The sequence below is a fragment of the Pontibacillus sp. HMF3514 genome (assembly GCF_009858175.1).
GTDB lineage: Bacteria > Bacillota > Bacilli > Bacillales > BH030062 > Pontibacillus.
The window spans coordinates 254,134-274,280 of sequence record NZ_CP047393.1; the positions used below are offsets into that span (position 1 = coordinate 254,134).

Genomic DNA, 20,147 nt, shown 5'->3' on the forward strand with positions numbered 1-20,147 from the left:
AAGAAAGCCTCCTTTGGCTTTTGAATCCATTATTCAATTTACCCTTATTATTAAGGTGGAAAACGAAGTGAAAAGGGCAGTGAGTCATTTACCTTTTTACTATAATTTTTCACCCACAGGCTTCGCACACTTCGGACAAACAATCCAGGTTTCATGAAGGGGTTGGTCACAGCGATTGCAAGTTTCCATTTGGCTTGCTCCACACTTAGGACAGTAGAGGTAAGGGACACGGTATTTATCCGGGAGGGCATTAAGCGTTTCTAAAAACTGTTCATCTGACTCTTGTTTCATTGTGAGGTCTTCCTGTGTTGCTGACTGTGATGGTAAACGAGCCAGTTGGATGTCTTTATCCTCATTGAGAAGAAATCCTTAACAACATTAAGCCAACGTTTCTTCTTTGTATATTCATCACGATATAAGTTCATACAAATGGTACATAACCATGTTTGGAAGGGGCCATCTCCGTCATAACGGTTTAACGATCGGAAAACACGGACCCAAGTTTCTTGGAAGAGGTCATCTGCTTCGACCTGTGATTTTGTGAGTCGTAATGAAAATCGATACAACATGGTTTGGTGCTTATGAACGAGCATATCTGCAGCGTATTCATTTCCATTTTGATAGGCGTTAATTAATGCCTTTTCATCTTTCATTGTCCGTGCCCCCTTTCACTTTCTTTTACGGTTAGTGAGGGAGAAAGTTCAAGGAAATAAAAAATTCTTTGCTAAGAAAAAAGCAGCCCTCAACAGGAGCTGCTCAACTACATTATAAAGCTTCTTTTATTTCTTGTATCTGTTCAAGGTGGCGAATTTCATGCCATCCAATAAATTCCGCCCATTGTTCTAGGTTCATATCGCCAAAGGCGGGGTGGGGCATGACTCTGTTTTGAAGGAGTTCTTGGTCCTTATTATGAATAAGGAAAAGCATTTGTTCACGTGATTTTTCTAAGTGATCTTTAGCATCTTGGATGGATTCGAATTGACCTTTTGGCTGTATATATTCTGGAGCTTCAACTTTATAGTCTCGCCCTTGAGTACGATGAATTGGTTTTAATTCGGCTTGTTGATCTGATCCTTTTTCAAGAGCGTTCGCCATCTGCTGGACAACAAAGCCCTCAATTAAATATAAATGCTCAAGGACCTCAAGAATACTCCAACTTTCATCTGATGGCTTAGTGCGAGCTTGGTCATCAGTAAGACTTTGTAAGAATTCTAAGATTTGATTTCTCTTTTCTTCTAATCCGTACATATTAAACCGTCCTTTATAAATGAATTTGAAGTAAGTGTATCATGGTGAAGGTGTAGATCCCTATTGAAATGTTTGGGGATAAAATGCTGTTTGATCGAAGTGTGGTGGTGTTGTAATTAGAAAGGTTGGGAGAGGGTTCGGAAATAATCATGAAGCCCGAGGTTTTATACTCGGGCTTCATGATTATTCGTTCCGTTTATCTAATTCAAATTCTTTAGCTAATAATTCATAAGATGTTAATCGTTCTTCAAATGGACTCACAATGGTATTCACGATCACCTCATCCACATTATAAGCTCGAGCAAGATGTTCAATTTTCTCTTTCACTTGTTTTGGATCGCCTACAATCATTCGACTTCTATTTTCACGCACACGCTCTTTTTCAAATATGGAATAAGGGTATTGGCTCGCTTCCTCTGGAGTTGGGAAGCCATCGCGGTTACCGCCTTGTTCAATCTTTAAAATCGCTAAATCCAAGCTTGATGCAAGATATTCAGCTTTTTCTTCTGTTTCACTACATACTACAAAAATCGAGACATTCCCTTGAGGACTCTCTTGTTGCATAGAGGGTTGGAAGTGATCCTGATACCGGCTCATTGCACGGGTTCCCCCGTAACCATTAATAAAATGCGCAAATGAATAGGAAGCTCCTACATCTGCTGCAAGGCGTGCACTCGTACCGCTTGAACCGAGCATCCAAATCGATGGTGTGGTCTCAGCTAGAGGTGTTGCATAGACATTCATGTCATAAGGGTCATGTCCATGCAGATAAGCCATTAGCTCTTTTACTTGCTTAGGATAATGTTCAACATTAGGTGCACCACCGTCATTGAGAGCTCGGTTCACATTTGGCATACCTCCAGGAGCACGGCCAACTCCAAGGTCAATGCGTCCCGGATAAAGTGTGTCGAGTACTCGGAAAGATTCAGCTACTTTATAAGCACTGTAATGGGGGAGGAGCACGCCTCCTGTGCCGACGCGTATAGAATTCGTATGTGCTGCTAAATGTGCTGTTAATATTTCAGGAGCAGATCCAGCCAGGCTTTTAGTACTGTGGTGTTCGGAAACCCAGTAACGATGGTAACCAAGACGATCTACATGTTTTACAAGTTCAGTAGTTTGTTGAAAAGCATCTATAGGAGACATCCCCGTTAATATAGGGGATTGATCTAATACGCTTAATTTGATGGTCAATTCGTTCACCCTAACATTAATTTCTTTCTCCATTATTAGAATAGGCATAAGCACATTGCAAAAAACATGCTTAAAAAATCTTGACTTCGAGATAATTTCAACATATAATAAATCTTGAATTCGAAATAAATTTGCGGTTTTATATTTTTTGGTTATATATCTCGAATTCAAAATAATTTTTAAAGGAGTCGTTATTTTATGATGAGTGTAGGTTTACTAATTATTCGTTTAGCAGTTGGATTAACATTTGTAGGGCACGGTGCTCAAAAGTTATTTGGAATGTTTGGAGGTCATGGGTTAAAAGGTACAGGTGGCTTTTTTGACTCTATCGGAATTAAGCCTGGTTATACGATGGCTTTATTGGCAGGATTATTTGAATTCATTGGAGGAGGTCTTTTTGCTTTAGGACTGCTAACGCCTCTTGGAGCATTGTTCATTGTGCTCACTATGCTTGGTGCGATTGTTAAAGTTCATGCTCCAAACGGGTATTGGAATACTGCGCAAGGTTACGAGTATAATTTCATCCTCATTGTGATCGCCATTGGTGTAGCTTTAATTGGAGCAGGCTCTTATTCTTTAGATGCCATTTTATTTTAAAAACAATAGGTTATAACAAGTACCGTGTTCATCCGGATTTTGTCGAACATGATTCGACTGCTTTCGGGAAGAGCACGGTATTTTTTTTAATTCCTTCCTCTAATTTTGACAATGTCCTCTCTACTGTCTATGTTAAAATGATAGAAAAGTCGGAAAAAATACCAAGGAGTGTGAGAGGGTGGAATGAATCCCCGTCATTCAGCCACCACCTCAAGCGATTAAAGGGGATCGGAAATGTTACTGAGTATCAGAAGACGAGCTAGATATGTAATCGATGCAGCCCACAAAAGAAATGTTTGAGATCATCAAAAGTGAGAGGGTGTTGAGGTTTGCTTAATTATAGGTGGAGGTTGATCTGATGGAAGATAAGATCGCATGCATGCACCCAGAGGGAAAAGAAGCTCCAAATATAGATAGAGACAAGTATGAAAAAATTAAAGAATGTATTTTGAACAAGATTCGAGAGCACGAAATCATTTCGTTTAAACAGTTGCGAGTGGAGGTTGTCCATCAGTTAAAAGGGAACTTTGATGGTTCGATCTCTTGGTACTTAACGATCGTGAAATTAGATTTAGAAGCAAGGGGTTATATTAAGCGTTCGAAGGGGAATAACCTGCAATATTTAGAATTAGCATAAAGAAAAATGCAGTTAGAAAAGAGCTTGGAATTTTCCTAAGTAGTTCGGTTCAGAGGTGGGAAAATGTAAATAGCAAGTATTTTAGCAAGCGAATTCGCCTAGTAGTTCGCTTGCTTCTTTTTGTTGATATGACGAGTATTACTAGTGTTTGACATCGAAAATAGCAACGGTTTTATCATAGGCTTTAACAACAGGACAATAGCTATTGTCCAGCCATTGGAATGATGCTAAAACCATGGTCAAAACCCATGCTGATTGTATAACGAATTATAGGGATATTAGAGGGTTATAAGAGTAAATGGTGAAATATAGATGTAGAATTTAATAAGAATAATGGGGGTAAATATATGTCGATTATAATGCTTATCGCTACTCTTGCAGTAGGATTAATATTGTTAACACTTGGGTTTTTGCTAAAAATTAAATGGTTAACAATTTTATCCATTGTTCCATTTGCCATATTATTATTTAATGTTATACGTCTTATTGGATTCTTTTTTAATTAGCGGGGTTTTAATTGAAGAGCAAGTCAATGAATTATTATAAACGCAGAGAGTTTTATATCTCTGCGTTTTTTTGTGTGATTTAGATGTCTAAAGTTATGCGATTCACCCTGTTACTTCGCTTGTGATTTCGTGTTTTCTACTTCACAACCGAACTACTTGGAATTTTCCCAAGCTCTTTTTTAGCTTTTACTTGTGAGTTATTCCTAATAAGGGGACTAAAGTGTAATATCTAGTAGGATTGTGAATGGGTGAAGATTAAGTATTCTGTGGTAGATATACATGTTTATTTTGTTGGACGAAAAAAAGAAATGATTATCACAGGAGATGTGTATCATTTAGAGGTGGAGGGTTGGTTAGAAGCTCATGAAGGCATTTTTTTTGGTTTGTCGTGCTTTTTTCGACAACCTTTGATCTATACTTGGTACTTTTTCGTTTAGAAAAACACCCAACCAGGGTATGTTAATTCTAAACTATAATTTGAGGTGAATCATAATGGATACACTACACATCATAGCTTGGATTGCACTTGCTATTGGACTTTTATCTTCGTTAATTATATTAATAGATGTTATTCGTCATCCACAGATGATGAAAATTATGAATGTGGTTTGGCCTATTAATGGTTGGTTTATGGGCCCTGTGGCTCTTTGGACATATTTCAAATGGGGACGTATTAAAGCAAAAGATCTTGATATAGAGGATAATCGTGATCGTCCAGCTAAGACCTTTGTTTCTACAACTCACTGTTCAGCGGGATGTACACTTGGTGATGCCATAGGTGTTCCAATTGTATTCTTTGCTGGAATGACAATTTTAGGTTCTAAACTTTTAGCTCATTACACTATTGAATTTATTGCAGCTTATGCCTTTGGTTTGTTATTCCAAGTATTAGCCATATATCCTATGAACAAAGATAAAGGTCTATTTGGTGCTTTTAAATCCGCTGTTAAAGCAGACACTTGGTCATTAATCGCATTTGAAATAGGAATGTTTGGTTGGATGGCTATCGTTCACTTTATTATCTTTACACACCCGCCAAAACCTGATGAAATCACATATTGGTTCATGATGCAAATTGCTATGATACTAGGGTTTATCACAAGTTACCCGGCAAACTGGTGGCTTGTGAAAAAAGGAATTAAGGATGCAATGTAAAGAATATTAGCCCTTTTGCTACTAAGCAAAAGGGGCTTTTTAATAATAACAAGAGGTTTTCGGTTAAGATTAGTAGTTGAACTTTATATTTAAGGGGGATGTGAGTAGTTGTATAAGGTTATAATAGATTAACTGAAATGGGTGAAAGGGGATTTATTTCCCGTTTACATTTATTCTTCTTGTATCTTGGGCGCCTAGGGTGAATACGGATCATTATCCTAATACTTCTCCATATATTTGGTCTGTCTCTTCTTTTTGAAGTGCTACAGTTTTTTCACCAATTTGTACAGCTATCATTTGACCAGCATTAATTTTACGGATTAGTACTAAAGTAGTATTCACTTCGATCCCTAACCGATATAATCTTTGTTCATGCTGACCTGTTGCTTCAATATGCTTAATCTGAAAATGGTTACCAACATATGCTTCTGAGAGTGTAATAAGCATTCCTCGTTGCCCCCTTACAAAACAAGAAAATATAAATAATGAAGAAATACCACATAATGATATTCCTCATCAGTAGGGTGGTCAAACTGTGATATGCAAAAAGTCTTATGATAATGGTGTTAGGTTTCATTTATACCCAGAACGGAAATGGTTCTATGATATAAATTCGAACTTGGACGGAAAAAGTAGGGGGGTATAGAAGTTGACACAGTATCAAACAGGTGCTTTTTTATATAATGGGAGTGCAGGACCTGATCAATTAAATGATAAATTAGCTGCAGCATTACCTATACTTTCACAAAATGTTGAAAAACTTTCTGTTGTGCAAACGACAAGTCGTAATGACCTTATTGAAAAAGTTAAACATTATGGAGAAGAGGTTGAAGTTCTTTACATACTTGGAGGAGATGGGACCGTTCACGATTGTGTAAATGCGATTGCGGATGTAGAGCACCAACCTGCAATCGGTATATTACCTGGAGGAACCTGTAATGATTTCACCAGAATGTTAGGGATTTCTCAAAATGTTGGTCCAGCAGCTAATGCGTTAGTGAATGGCCGGGTGGCTCCAGTAGATCTTGGTCAGGTTGGAGACCGTTACTTCTTAAACTTCTGGGGTATTGGTCTGGTTACGGAGACCTCTATTAACATAGATCCAGATCAAAAGAATCGATTCGGTGTATTAAGCTATTTTATTAGTGCGTTTAAAACCATGAACGAAGCCAATACTTTTACGTATAAATTAAAAGTGGATGGAGTGGAGTATGAAGAAGAAGGAGTTATGATTCTCGTGCTGAATGGAAGGTTCATTGGCACTAGACAAATACCTGCTCCATCCCTTTATGTGAACGATGGAAAATTAGATGTGTTAGTTATAAAAAACTCGAATCTAAAAACATTTCGGGAGCTTCTTTCTCTTAATCAGCCTCGGACTGATCCTGAATCGTTTCAGGAGTTGTTCCACACGCAAGGCAAAGAAATAGAGATTGAAACAGCAGAAGAAATGGATGTCGATACTGATGGAGAAATTTATTTGAAGACACCTGGGCATATCAAAGTGTTACCGAACCATCTTCGTATGATTATGAAAGATTCCTGAACAGTCTTCATGAAGTTGTCATGGTTCGGTGATTTGTATGGAAACCTTTCATGATAATATGACAGTAAATAAGGGATTAATGAACAAGGAGAATTCAATAATGAGAAAACTAGGATTACTATTACTTCTCTCAACTATTTTTGTTGTGTTATCAGCATGTGGTTCTGAAGAGAAAAACAATGCTAACAATAATGATGATCAACAGAATTCAGAAGAAAACCAAGAATTACAAGCTATTGAGGTAAAGATTAAAACGGTTCCTGAAACGTTAAAACCAAAAGAGATTACAACAATCCAGGCTAAAGTTACACAAGGTTCTGAGAATGTAAATGATGCTCAAGAGGTAGAATTTGAGTTATGGAAAAAGGGTTCGGAAGACCATGAAAAGATGAAGGCAGAAAAGCAAGGGAAAGGTATTTATTCCATTCAGCACACATTTGATGAGAAAGGCATTTATTATGTGATAGCCCACGTAACGGCTCGCGATATGCATAACATGCCTCAAAAGAAATTGAACGTTGGTAATGTATCTGAAAACGAAGAAAAGTCAGAGGCGCATGACCATAATGAAAATGAGAACAAAGAAGAACATAGTCATGGAGATCATTCAGACGGTGTAGCTGTACACCTTATGAACAAAGAAGGGAAATTAATGGTTCATCTTCAAAAAGGAGAAGAACCTTTAGCAGAGGCAAAAGTTCGGTTTGAAGTATGGAAAGATAATGGGAAGCACCAGTATATTGATGCAAAAGAAGGTAAAGAAGGGGAATATGCTGCTGAATTCAATGCTGATTCAACAAGCACCTACACGGTAAATGTTCATTATGAAAAAGGCGAGCTTCATGGCCATCAGAAACAAGAGATAGAAATAAAATAGTAGATGCAAAAAAAGCCATTCTCAAAAGCGTGAGAGTGGCTTTCTTAATCATTTTTTACAAACTGCTATGCCCAATGGGTAATGCACACCATCTCTTCCAGGCTCAATTAAGACACCTTTTTGATAATAAAACTCTGCTGCTGAATAAAGCTGAAACAGGTCTTTAAATTCCTCAGGTGTAATTTGATGGACGTGGAAAGGAGATCCGCATTCAATACCACGTCCTTGTCCAAATGGAGTTGAAACAATTAACATACCACCAGGTTTTAACAATTGAAAATAGTTGTTAAGTAGTTGTTGTTCTTCTTCAATATGTTCATAGGTTTCGAAGCTAATAATCGTATCAAAAGTTCCGAGCTTTTCTGGTAGTTCTGGATCAACGGCATTTTCCTGTTGAAAAAAGGATTTAGGATGGTAGTAGTGAGCTTTTGCATAATTGATGATATCTTGATCAATATCCACACCCAATACTTCATCTATTTCATCTTTTCGGTTTTTAGCCATCATATGCGTGCCATATCCAGAACCGCAAGAAAGGTCAAGTACCCGACCTGTGACGTAAGGAAGAGCAAATTGATAGCGAGCCATATGCTCGAGCAATAATCCATTTGATGGCTTCATATATTCGGGTATTACACGTTCTCCAGTATCTTCTACCAAGTTCGTTCCACCGCTTTCTTTCATTTGTGTTATAGTACTGTTAATAGACCGTAAAACTACAAAAGAATACAAGCCTAGATTAAAAAGATTTTGCAAGCGCTTTTCACTATATTATGCCATACTATACAATCTTTCAAAAGAAGGGTTTCGTATGAAGAATACTAAGATAGGTTAAAGGAGAAGAGTTTCCTCCTTATTCTTGTATTACGAATAACGTTTACTGTAGATTTATCTATGGGAATAATTGCACAAAGCTCCCCCAAGAGAACGTGTTAAAGGGTTAAAACCCGTTTGACAATAAATTGAAACGGTAGCTATACTTTAATTGAATAGAACAGAAAGGCTGATTAATATGGATCAAGATCAACATTATCAACAAAAGAAAGAAGATCCATCCTTAAGATTATTTGTTGTGTTATCCAAAGCATATCGTTCCATCACAGATCAAGTGAAAAGAGATATACAGGAGCAAGGGCTTAACCCAACCGAATTTGGGGTTCTTGAAATGCTTTATCATCAAGGAGAACAACCTCTACAAAAAATCGGGGATAAAATTCTTTTAGCAAGTGGTAGCATTACCTATGTGGTGGACAAGCTTCAACAAAAAGGTTTGCTTGAGCGAAAGCCATGTCCGAATGACCGTCGTATTACCTATGCTGCGATTTCAGACGAAGGGTGTAAGTTACTACAATCTATTTTCCCAGATCACTGGAAGAAAATCGAAGAGATTACAGGTGGTCTATCTAATGAGGAGAAAGAGGAGCTTATTCCTTTACTCAAAAAGCTTGGACAGTATGCCGATCGATTGGATTAATCTTGCAGTCTAAGTGAGCATTATGATAATCTATAAGAAATCACACGTTATGAAAAAAGGAGGTGGAAAAGAGATGTTACACACAGATAAGCGCATGATTGTTAGTAAATCACTATATTTTTACCGTGCGCAAACTCATGAATTTGTTGCTGACGGGACACGTATGCCCTTTTTAGCAACTAAATTATGACTGTGTGGATCTCTTATTCCATCTTAAAAGCGCAAGGAAGAATAATGACATTTGTCCCCACACATCTCAATACATGTGTGGTTTTTTATTGGGGTGTCGTGTTCTTCGTTTTGAAGCCTGAGAAATCTAAGAGATTCTCGGGCTTTTTTTATTTTTCATAACGGAGGGAAACGGATATGTTAATTACATTAAAAGAGATAAAGAAAATACTCGGTGGCGATCTATTATTTGAAAACCTAAATTTTGAAATACTGCCTGGAGAAAAAATTGGATTGGTTGGTCGTAATGGCAGTGGTAAAACAACGATCTTCAAGCTTATTAATCAAATTGAAACTCCTGACTCAGGGAAAGTTTTTATAAAGAAACAGGCTAATGTGGGATATTTAAGTCAAATTCCAGAAGGCATCACAGGAACGGTACACGATTATCTGAAGTCGAGTTTTTCAAGCTTAATGACGATTCAAGAAAAAATGAAAAGATTGGAAACAGACATGCAAGATGAGAAGAAAATGGAGCGTGCGATAGAGGAGTATGGAAACCTTCAGGACGAGTTCATGCGACTTGGAGGATATGAGGTGGAGTCGCAAATTGAGAAGGTTGCTCATGGTCTTAATTTGGAGGATCTTCTTTTCTCTCCTTTTCAAAATTTAAGTGGAGGAGAAAAAACAAAAGCAGGTCTCGCCAGGATTTTATTAGAAAAGCCTGATGTATTGCTTTTGGATGAGCCAACAAACCATTTAGATTTACATGCTATTGAATGGTTAGAGAGTTATATTCAGCAATACGAAGGAGCCGTTTGCATTATCTCCCATGATCGTCAGTTTCTTGATCAAACCGTGGAAAAAATTTATGACTTGGATCAAGGAGAAATTAATGTCTATATAGGGAACTTTTCTTCTTATGTTAAAGAGAAAGAAGAAAGATTGCTTGCTGAATTTAAGGCTTATCAAGAACAGCAAAAGAAGATTAAGAAGATGAAAGAAGCGATTAAACGTCTAAAGATATGGGCGAATCAAGCAAACCCACCAAGTGAAAAGCTTCATAAACGTGCACGTAACATGGAAAGAGCACTGGAACGAATGGAGAAGCTTGATAAGCCGAATCTTGATCCTCAAAAAATGGGGTTATCTTTTGATGCTGAAGATCGTACAGGGAAGGATGTAATCGTAGCAGGAAGTATTACGAAAACTTATGGTGATACACCTGTTTTACAAGGACTTGATCTCCATCTTCGTTATCAAGAAAGACTAGCTATTGTTGGGAGAAATGGGAGTGGGAAGTCAACTTTTCTTAAATTGATTATCGGCGATGAACAGCCTGATGGGGGAGAGATATCTCTTGGAGCGCAAGTGTCCATCGGTTACCTTCCCCAGGAACCTTTGAAGCATGAAGATCCTAACATGCAAATGATTGAATACTTCCGAGAACATGTTCGAGTAACAGAAGGTCAAGCAAGACAGATTCTAGCTCGTTTTATGTTCTTTGGATACGCTGTTTTTCAAAGAATTGGAATGCTTAGTGGCGGTGAACAAATGCGTCTGAAACTAGCTGTCTTTATGCATCAGAATATAAATCTGCTGATTCTTGATGAACCAACCAATCACTTAGATATTGATTCCCAGGAAGTATTAGAGGAAGCAATAGAAAACTTTAATGGAACCGTGTTAGGGGTGTCCCACGACCGCTACTTCCTTAATAGTTGCTTTACAGAAACCGCTTTTCTGCATGACGGACAGCTATATCGCTTCCCGAGAAGATATGAGGAAGCTCGTCTAAAATGGCAAGCACAATTAGATGCCATGAAACCTCAAGAGGGACATGATGAGAAACCTAAAGAGCCAATGGGAAAACTATCACAACCTACTAAGGATAATGTTCAACTAGAAAAGTATATAGAAGAAAAAGAACAACAGTTACAAAAGTTAGAGGAAGAGATGGGACAAACTGAGAATGCAGAGGAGTTAATAGAGCTTCAGCAAGAAAAAGAGAAAGTAGAGGCGGAACTTGAGAGTTATTATGATGCATGGATTGCGGAAAAGGATGAATAAGTATAATTTGCAAAAGGCTGCATTATAAAAGGCAGCCTTTATTTTTTAATGAAAGTTAAGAAATCGTAACCTTCTTATCTTCATCATGCTTATGAGATCTATAGAAATGAATGAGTTGTGGGATCACTGTTTCAAAATCAGGGCATTCAATTTCGGTACCATTTAATGCGCTCATAGCTAGACTAGTATCATAGTGTGAATTATACATGAAGTAAGGGATCGTTTGCTTTTGGATATTTAACCATCTACGAACCGGGAGGAGATTTAATGGAAGTTTAGCTGCATGGAGTGGGATCCTGTAAGAAGGCGTTTTCCCTAGCAATGCTTCCATTAACATACGATAGACTTCATGACTTTGGTACGGATTAGGATCTGTCAGATGATAGGTTTTCCCAATCGAATTTGTGTGGTGACTTAAAAAAACAGATGCACGAATCACATAATCAACTGGAACAAAGTTGGCTTCTGCGTGCCCTTTTCCGACGTAGGGGATGGTGGGCAGAAAATGTAGGCGATCAAACAGATTTAATATAAAGTATGGTCCATCAAACTTAGATGTTTGTCCAGTTTGTGAATCTCCTACCACAATGCCAGGTCGAATGATTGTAACTGGTAGCTGTCCTTTAAGGTCTTGAACTAAAAGCTCAGCCTCGTATTTCGTGGACTCATAATGGTTTTTAAACCCTTGATCATGTTTTAAATCTGATTCTTTAATCGTTCCGGTTCGTTTTCCAGATACATAGGCTGTACTAAAATACGTATATCGTTCTAAACGATTTGCTTGTAATAACCATTCATTAACATGTTTTGTTCCAATAACATTCACATTATAGGCAGGTTCATACGGTACGGAAAGATCATAGATAGCAGCTAAATGATAGGCATGTGTAATAGAATTTAACAATGTTTCAGAAGTCGATTCTGCTAAATCTAAGTTATCCTTAGTGATATCACCTTCAACGAGCTCAAATAAATGATGAGAAATATCGAGTTCTTCACAGAGTTGATGGATCTTAGATTGGGCATGTTTGCGGGTGGATGGAAGGATGAATAAATAAATTTTATCTATTGGAAATTCTTCATGAACAACTTGTTTGATAAGGCGGCTTGTTAAAAATCCAGGGAATCCAGTAAAAAAGTAAACATGGCTCATGTAAACGTAACCCCTTTTGAAGAATTCTTAATGTGTATATTTTTCGCCACTTTTTTCCAGAATCCTTCTTTTAATAAAAGAATTTTTGTTTCATCGAAAAGTTTCTGTCGTTTAGGTCATGATAAAACGGGAACAATGATTGCAATAAAGGAGGAATCTGGATCATGAAAGTACTTGTTATTGGAGCTAATGGACAAGTTGGTAAACATGTCATTGATAAATTAATAGATAAGAATCATGAAGCGATTGCGATGATTAGAGATACAGATCAAATTCCATATTTTGAAGAACGTGGTGCCAATACTGTAATTGCAGATTTGGAAAAAGACTTTCATCACGCTTATTACGGAGTAGATGCTGTTATTTTCGCAGCTGGTTCTGGTCCGAATACGGGTGCTGATAAGACCATTATGATCGACCAAGAAGGTGCGATCAAATCAATGAAAATTGCTGAGAACTTTGGTGTTAAACGGTTTGTGATGCTTAGTTCAATGGCAGCTAATCGACCAGAGGTTGGTCCGGAAGCATTGAGGCATTATTTATTTGCTAAAGGTAGAGCAGATGCCTTTCTTCGTGGAACAGCACTTGATTATACAATCGTACGCCCTGGTGGTTTAACAAATGACAAAGGGACTGGAAACGTGAAAATTGATGAACACTTAAATGAATTCGGTTCCATCCCTAGGGAAGATGTTGCACATGTGCTTGTCCAAACGTTACAATCTCCACAAACAGTTAAACAAAGCTATGATCTGTTAAGTGGAAGCACTAAAATTGATCAAGCTCTTTAATGTAGCAGGTCGTATCTAGTTCTTTTTTCTTAGCCCTTCTAAAAAAGTAGGGAATTTGAATATTTTTTTAGAGAATATGTTTAACATCTATGTTTCAAGGGTAAGAGAAAAATATATTTATGAACGTTATTAGGTTATGTGAAAATATAAGTAAATAGAACTATTAAGTTTGGGGGATTCATCTATGAGTAAACCAAATGTAGTCGTGTACACCAGTGATGGATGTCATTATTGTGAAAGGGTACTAAATCATTTAAATGAGTGGGACATTGACTATACAGAAAAAAACATCTCTCAGAATGATGCTTATTACAAGGAAATGCGTGAAAATAAAGTTTATGGAACACCGGTAACCTTTATTGATGGTGAAAAGTTATTAGGGTTCCAAAAACGTAAGTTCAAAAAGTTACTGGGCATTGATGAAGTGTCAACTTATATTAGACAACGAAATTTAAGTTATTAGTAAAAAAAAGGAGGTGGACAACCTCCTTTTTTTAATGGCTCTAGAATGGTCTAACTTTATTTCACTTTCTCAAGCACACTTACATATTCTATGGGTAGATAACCATTAATTTCTAGGAGGTGCCTATGGATATGTATAATCAATATCCACAACCACCATTTGGGCCGCGGCCGATGCAAGCTCCTTATCCCAATCAAAATTCATTTCCAGGCTTTCAAGGTGTTCCAAACCAAATGAATATGATGCAACCTCAACCCACTGAACAACAGGAAATGAAGCCACCTATCTTTCAAAGTCCTTATGAACAGTTTACAAAGCCACCACAGCCGAACCAATGGAACCCATATTATTCATTAGAACAGCAATTTCCACAATACGGACAAATGCAAGCTCCAAAAGGGTTTATTCAATACTTTCAGGATAAGAACGGCCAGTTAGATCTTGATAAAATGCTCTCTACTATGGGGCAAATGGCAAATACCGCTAACCAATTCAGTCCACTAGTGAAAAGTCTTGGATCTTTATTTGTAAAATAATCTAAGGTGCCTGTTACTTGTTGAGAGTATGACAAGTGACAGGCACCTTAAATTTCCTTTACTATTATAAGGGGAAAGGGGTGAGCCTCATGAATGTGCAAAAAAACGAACAAGCTCCGTTCAAGACACGTTTTTATTATGGGTGGGTTGTTGTTTTTATAGCAGGGTTAAGTGTTTTCTTTTCTGGCCCTGGTCAAACGTATTCGGTCTCAATATTTAGCGAGAGATACATAGAAGATTTTAATTACTCGAGTTCACTAGTTTCAGGTCTTTATTCAACAGCTACCTTACTTGCAGGTTTGACACTTTTTATGGTTGGTCGCCTTGTTGATAAGATGGGACAACGTATAATGATGACGTCGGTTGGACTACTTTTGGCCTTAGCATGTTTTTGGAATGGCGCTCTTATCGGCCCCGTAATGATGTTTCTAGGTTTTTTTATGCTTCGGTTATTTGGCCAAGGATCCATGACATTGCTACCGAATACATTGGTCCCTCAATGGTTTATAAGAAAAAGAGGGCGTGCGTTAAGTATTATGGCTATAGGAGGATTTGTGAGCTCCGCATTGCTTCCTCCTTTAAATACATGGTTAATTAATTCATTTGGTTGGAGAGCAACATGGACATATTGGGGAATAGCCCTTCTTGTTATTTTTGTTCCATTAGCTTTCTTTTTAGTTCGAAATCAACCCAAGGATATAGGAGAGGTTCCGGATGGGACGCCTAAAAAACGTTCTGATGGTTCAGAAAGTGAATCCAATGTAGACATAAATGAAGTTAGTTGGACATTAAAAGAAGCTATGCGTACGCGTGCTTTTTGGTTGATCCTATTTTGCGTGAGTGTACCAGCGCTTGTGAATACAGGAGTAACTTTCCACTTATTAGCTATCGCAGAAGGGAAAGGGTTATCGGATGCCACTGCAGCCCTTGTCTTATCGACCATGGCCATTGTTGGATTCCCGGTTACTTTTGTTGTCGGTTATTTGGTTGATCGTATATCCGTTCACTACGTGTTAGCTATTACATTTGTTGGACATATCATTGCTTTACTTATTCTATTGCAGGTTGGAAGCTTTAAGGGAGCAGTGATCTATGGTGTTGTATGGGGGCTTGTAAATGGTTTTGAACGGATTGTTCTCAATATTGTTTGGCCGAATTACTTTGGTCGGGAACATTTAGGAAGTATTAAGGGGCTAGCCCAAACTGTTATGGTTATTGGTTCTGCATTTGGACCTCTACCATTTGGGTTGTTTTATGATTGGTTCGGAGGTTATCAAGAAATCCTTTGGGTTATGATTATATTCCCATTGATCGCAGCCGTATTTTCATTGCTATCTCCTAAACCATCTTATACGGCTAAATAGAAAAAGAAGAAGCTCAGAATTATATGTTCTGAGCTTTTTTGTGTAGTTACTCTTTTAAAGCCCCCTTATGTGGAAGACTTGGATTCGAGATAAAGTGCGTATGGTTCCGTTGCTTTTTTGCAGATCGGCGGGCTGTGGAACGGGTTGCTTTCCTGCGGACGAAGCGCCGAGCCTCCTCGTTCGCAAGCTCTCTGCGGGGTCTCGTCACTCCGTTCTTCCGCTGGAGTCAACCCGTTCCACAGCCCACCTTTACCGAATGGTGACTAACGGAACCGCCGTAGTTCAGGGATGAGGTGTTCTAATTCCAGGTAGTATAATCCTATCAAGACAGGGGTCTGAGCAACTTCTCTGAATATGATTTCCAATCAATATGAGGTGGGAAAGTCCAAATACTGGTCCGTTAGTCTCTATAAACGCGTGGAGGGAAGGAAACGGCAAACTGTCGTGGTAGCAAAGGCAAGACGAGACCCCGCAGGAACGAGGAGGCTATACAATTGAGGTTCTACTAAAACCGCCACATCATGTGGCAACGTAGAACTATCCCACGTCGTGTGGGGCAACAACAGGCTTGCCGTTTCACTGACCGCAACAAATTACTCAACAGCAACGGACTCCTCTCAGTTTCAAGTCTTCAACAATCCTGCCATAAAGCTGAATAAAGCTCATCCTAGATTAATCACTACAAGATAAAAAAAAGACGCTTGGCCATAACCAAGCGTCTATCAACCTTAATCTCTAAAGAACGAAATTACATAACCACCTTCGCCAGCGTGTGTAGCGATTAGTGGACCCATTTCGGTTAAAATGGAATCTTTAAAGGCGTAACGATCTTTGATTTCACCGATGAAGCTTTTTGCTTTTTCTTCAGTAGTGCTATAGGAAACAGCAATAACTTTGTCCTCAAAATTTTTCGTGTATTCACCGATTTGCTCTAAGAAACGGCGTATTGCTTTTTTGTTTCCTCGGACTTTTTCAGCAACTTCAATTGTCCCGATATCACTCTTTTTCATCAGGATCTTAATATTTAATGTCTTGGCAATTGTCCCTTTAAAACGATCAAGGCGTCCACCTTTGATAAGGTTTTCAACCGTTCTTAAGAAAATAAGGGTTGCTGTTTGCTCAATGCGCTCTTCCATGTGTTGAACAAGTGCACCAAATTCCATATCTTCTTCAACGCATCTACCTGCCTCATCTACTAAGAGCGTCATTCCCGAAGTAGCTGTCTTCGTATTTAGAACTACAATATTCCTTGATGGTTCTTCTTCTAGAAGCATATTCTTTCCAGCAACAGCATTATCATGAGTTGTACTTAACTCTTGGGAAAGAGAGAGCATTAGAATGGGAACTTCTGGGTCCACTTCTTTATAAGCTTCATAAAAGGCATATGGAGCTGGCGCGGATGTTGTAGGAAGCTCTTCAGAACCTTTCATTTTCTCGTAAAATGTAGGAATGTCGATGTCCACACCGCTTTGAAATTGCTCATCTCCGAAGTGAACATTTAAAGGAACAATCTTAATATTATAGCGTTCGACAAGGGCCTTAGTAAGATCAGCACCACTGTCTGTCATGATTTGAATCTGCATTGAACATCACCTGCTTTTATTTTATTAGATAATAGCCTAAAGATGCTTTACATTTCAGTAGAATGCGTAATTTTAGGCTTGTGTTTTTTTGTAGTACTTATGATAAATAGGCTTAAACCTAATATAACGATGGAACCCCCGAGCCATTGGGACCAAGTAATCATTTCTCCTAAAATAAAATAGGCCAAGATAGAAGCTCCAACTGGCTCAAATACAATACTCATCGATATGGTGGAGGTACTTACCCATTTTAAGGCCCAGTTAAATAATGTATGTCCAAAAAATGTTGGTATGATGGCAAGTGCTAAAAATACCCACCAGTGATCAGCTGGATAACCTGTAAAAGGTTGTTGTAAAAATACATTATACAAGATTAATGTAAGGGAGCTTATCCCATAAACTACAAATGTATAAGTCATTAAATGGAGTCGTTTTCGAACATTTTGTCCCAACAAAAAATAACCTGTTACCATTATAGCACCGAATAGAGCTAAAATATCCCCCCATAAAGCTAGTCCGCTTATTTGAAAGTCGCCCCAACTGATAATGACACTTCCTGTTAAAGCAATCGTCATACTTAGTATTGCTCCAATTGTAAATTTTTCTTTAAAAAAAATAAATGTTCCTAAAAATGCGAAGATGGGTTGCAATGTAACTAAAACAACTGAACTTGCGACAGATGTATAGTTTAATGACTCGAACCACAAAATAAAATGGAATGCGAGAAACACCCCTGATATTGAAGCGAGCATCCAATCTCGCTTTGTGATTGACTTAAACTCATGCAAGTGTTTAGTTAGCACATAAGGAGCCATAATAAGTACAGCAAAAAGTAAACGATAATTAGCAATGATAGAGGCTGGTGCAGATTCAGCTAGTTTAACAAGTACGGCAGCAGTGGATACGGAGAGCACTCCAATAACTACAGCAACATAAGGGTTGAATGGCGGTTTTTCCACTAGAGACCAACTCCAAACTTGAGCAAATTCTTCAATGATAAATGGTAATATAAAATCATTATATCCTCTATTTACCAAGGCATAGACTCCACTTTTTTTCATTTTATCATTGATAGAAAAGAAAATGTACTTTAAACTAGGGTGAATTGCCGAACTTACTATGGTGTGGTAAGATGGTATTAAATCATTCTCGTACCGAAAGCCCTCTTCCAACTGTGAGGATGGCTTTTTTACGTGGTTTTCTTTGGTTGTAAAGAAGACAATAAAGGAGTAGAAATAATAAAGTGACAACAACATTTAATCAATTAGGTTTATCCAAATCAGTTTTAAAGGCCGTCGAAGAGCTGGGGTTTGAAGAAGCAACTCCAGTACAAGAACAAACGATTCCTCTTGCGATGGATGGAAGAGATGTCATAGGACAAGCACAAACGGGAACTGGTAAAACAGCTGCCTTCGGGATTCCATTGATTGAAAAAATCAATCAGGATCTAAAGAAGACTCAAGGACTAGTTATTGCACCAACCCGCGAGCTAGCTATGCAAGTGGCTACAGAATTAAACCGATATGGTCGTTATAAAGGTATTCAGGTACTACCTGTTTATGGCGGTTCAGATATGGGACGTCAAATTCGTTCCTTGAAGCAAGGACCTCAAATTGTAGTAGCAACACCTGGTCGTTTATTAGATCATATTCGTCGCAAAACGATTTCATTAAATAACATTCATACAACTGTTCTAGATGAAGCAGATGAAATGTTAAACATGGGCTTCATTGAAGACATTAAAGATATTTTGAAAGCTGTTCCTGAACAGCGTCAAACGCTATTGTTCTCTGCAACAATGCCTAAAGAAATTCATGAAATTGCAACCAAAATGATGAAAAAACCAGAAACCGTTAAGCTAAAAGCGAAGCAAATGACGGTTGAGAAGATTGATCAATACTTTGTCGAAGTAAATGAAGCTAAGAAGTTCGATACACTAACACGTCTTCTTGACATTCATGTACCTGAACTATCAATTGTGTTCGGACGTACGAAAAAACGTGTAGACGAAGTTACAGACGGATTGAATGCTCGCGGATTCCGTGCTGAAGGCATTCATGGTGACTTAACTCAGAAAAAACGTATGGACGTACTGAAGAAATTCAAGAATGGAAAAATTGATGTTCTTGTTGCGACAGATGTGGCTGCACGTGGTCTTGATATCTCTGGCGTTACTCACGTATTTAACTTTGATATCCCACAAGATCCAGAAAGCTATGTACACCGAATCGGCCGTACAGGACGTGCAGGAAATGAAGGGTATGCTGTTTCGTTCATCACACCAAGAGAAATGGCTCACCTACACTTAATCGAAAAGACAACAGGACGTAAAATTGAACGTCGTCCTATTCCTTCATATGATGAAGCGAATAAAGGACAGCAGCAAGTAACGATTGATAAGTTAAGACAGACAATCGAATCCAATAATTTAGAGACTTACCAATCAACTGCCGCTGATCTTCTTGAAGAGTATGATTCCGTTACAGTTCTTTCTGCAGCATTGAAGATGCTTACAAAAGAAAGAAAAGATGTTCCTGTTAAGCTTACTTCCTTATCACCAATTAGTGTGAAACAAGCTAAGAATGATAAGTACAAAGGTAAGGGTAAAGGACGCGGCCATCGTAACGACCGAAACGGAAAAGGTGGTTATAAAGGTGGCTATAACAAAGGTGGAAATGGTTACAAAGGTAAAGGCGGTTATAAAGGTAATGGCAACTACAAAGGTGGAGGCCGTAACCGAAACCAACAAAACAACCGTCGCCGTAATCAAGGAAACGAATCATAA

General features: G+C 38.2%; 24 protein-coding genes. 15 read left to right on the forward strand and 9 right to left on the reverse strand.

Annotation, left to right across the window (positions count from 1 at the left end; translation table 11 throughout):
• Window positions 1-99 precede the first annotated feature (99 nt).
• The 4 genes from GS400_RS01475 to GS400_RS01490 form a co-directional block, all read right to left on the reverse strand.
• A complete protein-coding gene (locus GS400_RS01475) occupies window positions 100-291 on the reverse strand; it encodes a double zinc ribbon domain-containing protein (RefSeq protein WP_160098464.1) in 192 nt (63 codons plus the stop codon).
• Window positions 288-653 carry an RNA polymerase sigma factor gene (locus tag GS400_RS01480; RefSeq protein ID WP_160098466.1) on the reverse strand — a complete coding sequence of 122 codons (366 nt, stop codon included), beginning with the start codon at window positions 651-653 and terminating at the stop codon, window positions 288-290. The genes GS400_RS01475 and GS400_RS01480 overlap by 4 nt, the downstream gene beginning before the upstream one ends.
• Window positions 654-765: 112 nt before the next feature.
• Window positions 766-1,248, reverse strand: coding sequence for a DinB family protein (locus GS400_RS01485; RefSeq protein WP_160098468.1), 483 nt, complete (start codon window positions 1,246-1,248; stop codon window positions 766-768).
• Window positions 1,249-1,431: 183 nt separating this feature from the next.
• A complete protein-coding gene (locus GS400_RS01490) occupies window positions 1,432-2,475 on the reverse strand; it encodes an LLM class flavin-dependent oxidoreductase (protein ID WP_160104483.1) in 1,044 nt (347 codons plus the stop codon).
• Between the two features lie 165 nt (window positions 2,476-2,640).
• Between GS400_RS01490 and GS400_RS01495 the strand changes: the two genes are divergently transcribed.
• The 5 genes from GS400_RS01495 to GS400_RS01515 all read left to right on the forward strand — a co-directional run bounded on the left by GS400_RS01495 (window position 2,641) and on the right by GS400_RS01515 (window position 5,337).
• Complete coding sequence (locus tag GS400_RS01495; protein ID WP_160098470.1) at window positions 2,641-3,039, forward strand: DoxX family protein; 399 nt, start codon at window positions 2,641-2,643, stop codon at window positions 3,037-3,039.
• A 358-nt stretch (window positions 3,040-3,397) separates the two neighbouring features.
• Entirely contained in the window at window positions 3,398-3,676 is a 279-nt protein-coding gene (locus GS400_RS01500) for a DUF6958 family protein (protein ID WP_160098472.1), read from the forward strand.
• 347 nt (window positions 3,677-4,023) lie between these two features.
• Complete coding sequence (locus GS400_RS01505) at window positions 4,024-4,182, forward strand: hypothetical protein (RefSeq protein WP_160098474.1); 159 nt, start codon at window positions 4,024-4,026, stop codon at window positions 4,180-4,182.
• Window positions 4,183-4,430: 248 nt separating this feature from the next.
• Window positions 4,431-4,619, forward strand: coding sequence for a hypothetical protein (locus GS400_RS01510; protein ID WP_160098476.1), 189 nt, complete (start codon window positions 4,431-4,433; stop codon window positions 4,617-4,619).
• Window positions 4,620-4,674: 55 nt separating this feature from the next.
• A complete protein-coding gene (locus GS400_RS01515) occupies window positions 4,675-5,337 on the forward strand; it encodes a DUF4396 domain-containing protein (protein ID WP_160098478.1) in 663 nt (220 codons plus the stop codon).
• Between the two features lie 213 nt (window positions 5,338-5,550).
• On the opposite strand, the gene GS400_RS01520 is transcribed toward GS400_RS01515, so the two are convergent.
• Complete coding sequence (locus GS400_RS01520) at window positions 5,551-5,784, reverse strand: FeoA family protein (protein ID WP_160098480.1); 234 nt, start codon at window positions 5,782-5,784, stop codon at window positions 5,551-5,553.
• A gap of 202 nt (window positions 5,785-5,986) precedes the next feature.
• On the opposite strand from GS400_RS01520, the gene GS400_RS01525 reads away from it, so the two are divergent.
• Together GS400_RS01525 and GS400_RS01530 are read left to right on the forward strand one after the other, a co-directional pair.
• On the forward strand, window positions 5,987-6,883 hold the full coding sequence (locus GS400_RS01525) for a YegS/Rv2252/BmrU family lipid kinase (RefSeq protein WP_160098482.1): 897 nt from the start codon (window positions 5,987-5,989) through the stop codon (window positions 6,881-6,883).
• A 100-nt stretch (window positions 6,884-6,983) separates the two neighbouring features.
• Complete coding sequence (locus GS400_RS01530) at window positions 6,984-7,760, forward strand: FixH family protein (RefSeq protein WP_160098484.1); 777 nt, start codon at window positions 6,984-6,986, stop codon at window positions 7,758-7,760.
• A gap of 48 nt (window positions 7,761-7,808) precedes the next feature.
• On the opposite strand, the gene GS400_RS01535 is transcribed toward GS400_RS01530, so the two are convergent.
• Complete coding sequence (locus GS400_RS01535) at window positions 7,809-8,444, reverse strand: class I SAM-dependent methyltransferase (RefSeq protein ID WP_236561096.1); 636 nt, start codon at window positions 8,442-8,444, stop codon at window positions 7,809-7,811.
• A gap of 328 nt (window positions 8,445-8,772) precedes the next feature.
• Between GS400_RS01535 and GS400_RS01540 the strand changes: the two genes are divergently transcribed.
• From GS400_RS01540 to abc-f, 3 genes are all read left to right on the forward strand, one after another.
• A complete protein-coding gene (locus GS400_RS01540; protein WP_160104485.1) occupies window positions 8,773-9,234 on the forward strand; it encodes a MarR family winged helix-turn-helix transcriptional regulator in 462 nt (153 codons plus the stop codon).
• Window positions 9,235-9,328: 94 nt separating this feature from the next.
• Entirely contained in the window at window positions 9,329-9,424 is a 96-nt protein-coding gene (locus tag GS400_RS20415; protein ID WP_370519789.1) for an RAxF-45 family protein, read from the forward strand.
• 176 nt (window positions 9,425-9,600) lie between these two features.
• On the forward strand, window positions 9,601-11,472 hold the full coding sequence (abc-f, locus tag GS400_RS01545) for a ribosomal protection-like ABC-F family protein (RefSeq protein WP_160098485.1): 1,872 nt from the start codon (window positions 9,601-9,603) through the stop codon (window positions 11,470-11,472).
• Window positions 11,473-11,527: 55 nt separating this feature from the next.
• Here abc-f and GS400_RS01550 read toward each other — a convergent pair whose 3' ends face one another.
• Window positions 11,528-12,625, reverse strand: coding sequence for an SDR family oxidoreductase (locus GS400_RS01550; RefSeq protein WP_160098487.1), 1,098 nt, complete (start codon window positions 12,623-12,625; stop codon window positions 11,528-11,530).
• A gap of 164 nt (window positions 12,626-12,789) precedes the next feature.
• Between GS400_RS01550 and GS400_RS01555 the strand changes: the two genes are divergently transcribed.
• From GS400_RS01555 to GS400_RS01570, 4 genes are all read left to right on the forward strand, one after another.
• Window positions 12,790-13,416: an SDR family oxidoreductase gene (locus GS400_RS01555; RefSeq protein WP_160098489.1), complete on the forward strand. Its 627-nt coding sequence runs from the start codon at window positions 12,790-12,792 to the stop codon at window positions 13,414-13,416.
• Between the two features lie 184 nt (window positions 13,417-13,600).
• Window positions 13,601-13,879 (forward strand): glutaredoxin family protein, encoded by a 279-nt coding sequence (locus GS400_RS01560; RefSeq protein ID WP_160098491.1) that lies wholly within the window; start codon window positions 13,601-13,603, stop codon window positions 13,877-13,879.
• A gap of 125 nt (window positions 13,880-14,004) precedes the next feature.
• Window positions 14,005-14,415 (forward strand): YppG family protein, encoded by a 411-nt coding sequence (locus GS400_RS01565; protein ID WP_160098493.1) that lies wholly within the window; start codon window positions 14,005-14,007, stop codon window positions 14,413-14,415.
• A gap of 89 nt (window positions 14,416-14,504) precedes the next feature.
• Window positions 14,505-15,779: an MFS transporter gene (locus GS400_RS01570; protein ID WP_160098495.1), complete on the forward strand. Its 1,275-nt coding sequence runs from the start codon at window positions 14,505-14,507 to the stop codon at window positions 15,777-15,779.
• A gap of 728 nt (window positions 15,780-16,507) precedes the next feature.
• On the opposite strand, the gene GS400_RS01575 is transcribed toward GS400_RS01570, so the two are convergent.
• The gene (locus GS400_RS01575) at window positions 16,508-17,362 is read right to left on the reverse strand and encodes a DegV family protein (protein ID WP_160098497.1); all 855 of its coding nucleotides are present in this window, start codon (window positions 17,360-17,362) and stop codon (window positions 16,508-16,510) included.
• A 47-nt stretch (window positions 17,363-17,409) separates the two neighbouring features.
• A complete protein-coding gene (locus tag GS400_RS01580; RefSeq protein WP_160104486.1) occupies window positions 17,410-18,321 on the reverse strand; it encodes a DMT family transporter in 912 nt (303 codons plus the stop codon).
• A gap of 284 nt (window positions 18,322-18,605) precedes the next feature.
• On the opposite strand from GS400_RS01580, the gene GS400_RS01585 reads away from it, so the two are divergent.
• Window positions 18,606-20,147: a degradosome RNA helicase CshA gene (locus GS400_RS01585; protein WP_255454152.1), complete on the forward strand. Its 1,542-nt coding sequence runs from the start codon at window positions 18,606-18,608 to the stop codon at window positions 20,145-20,147.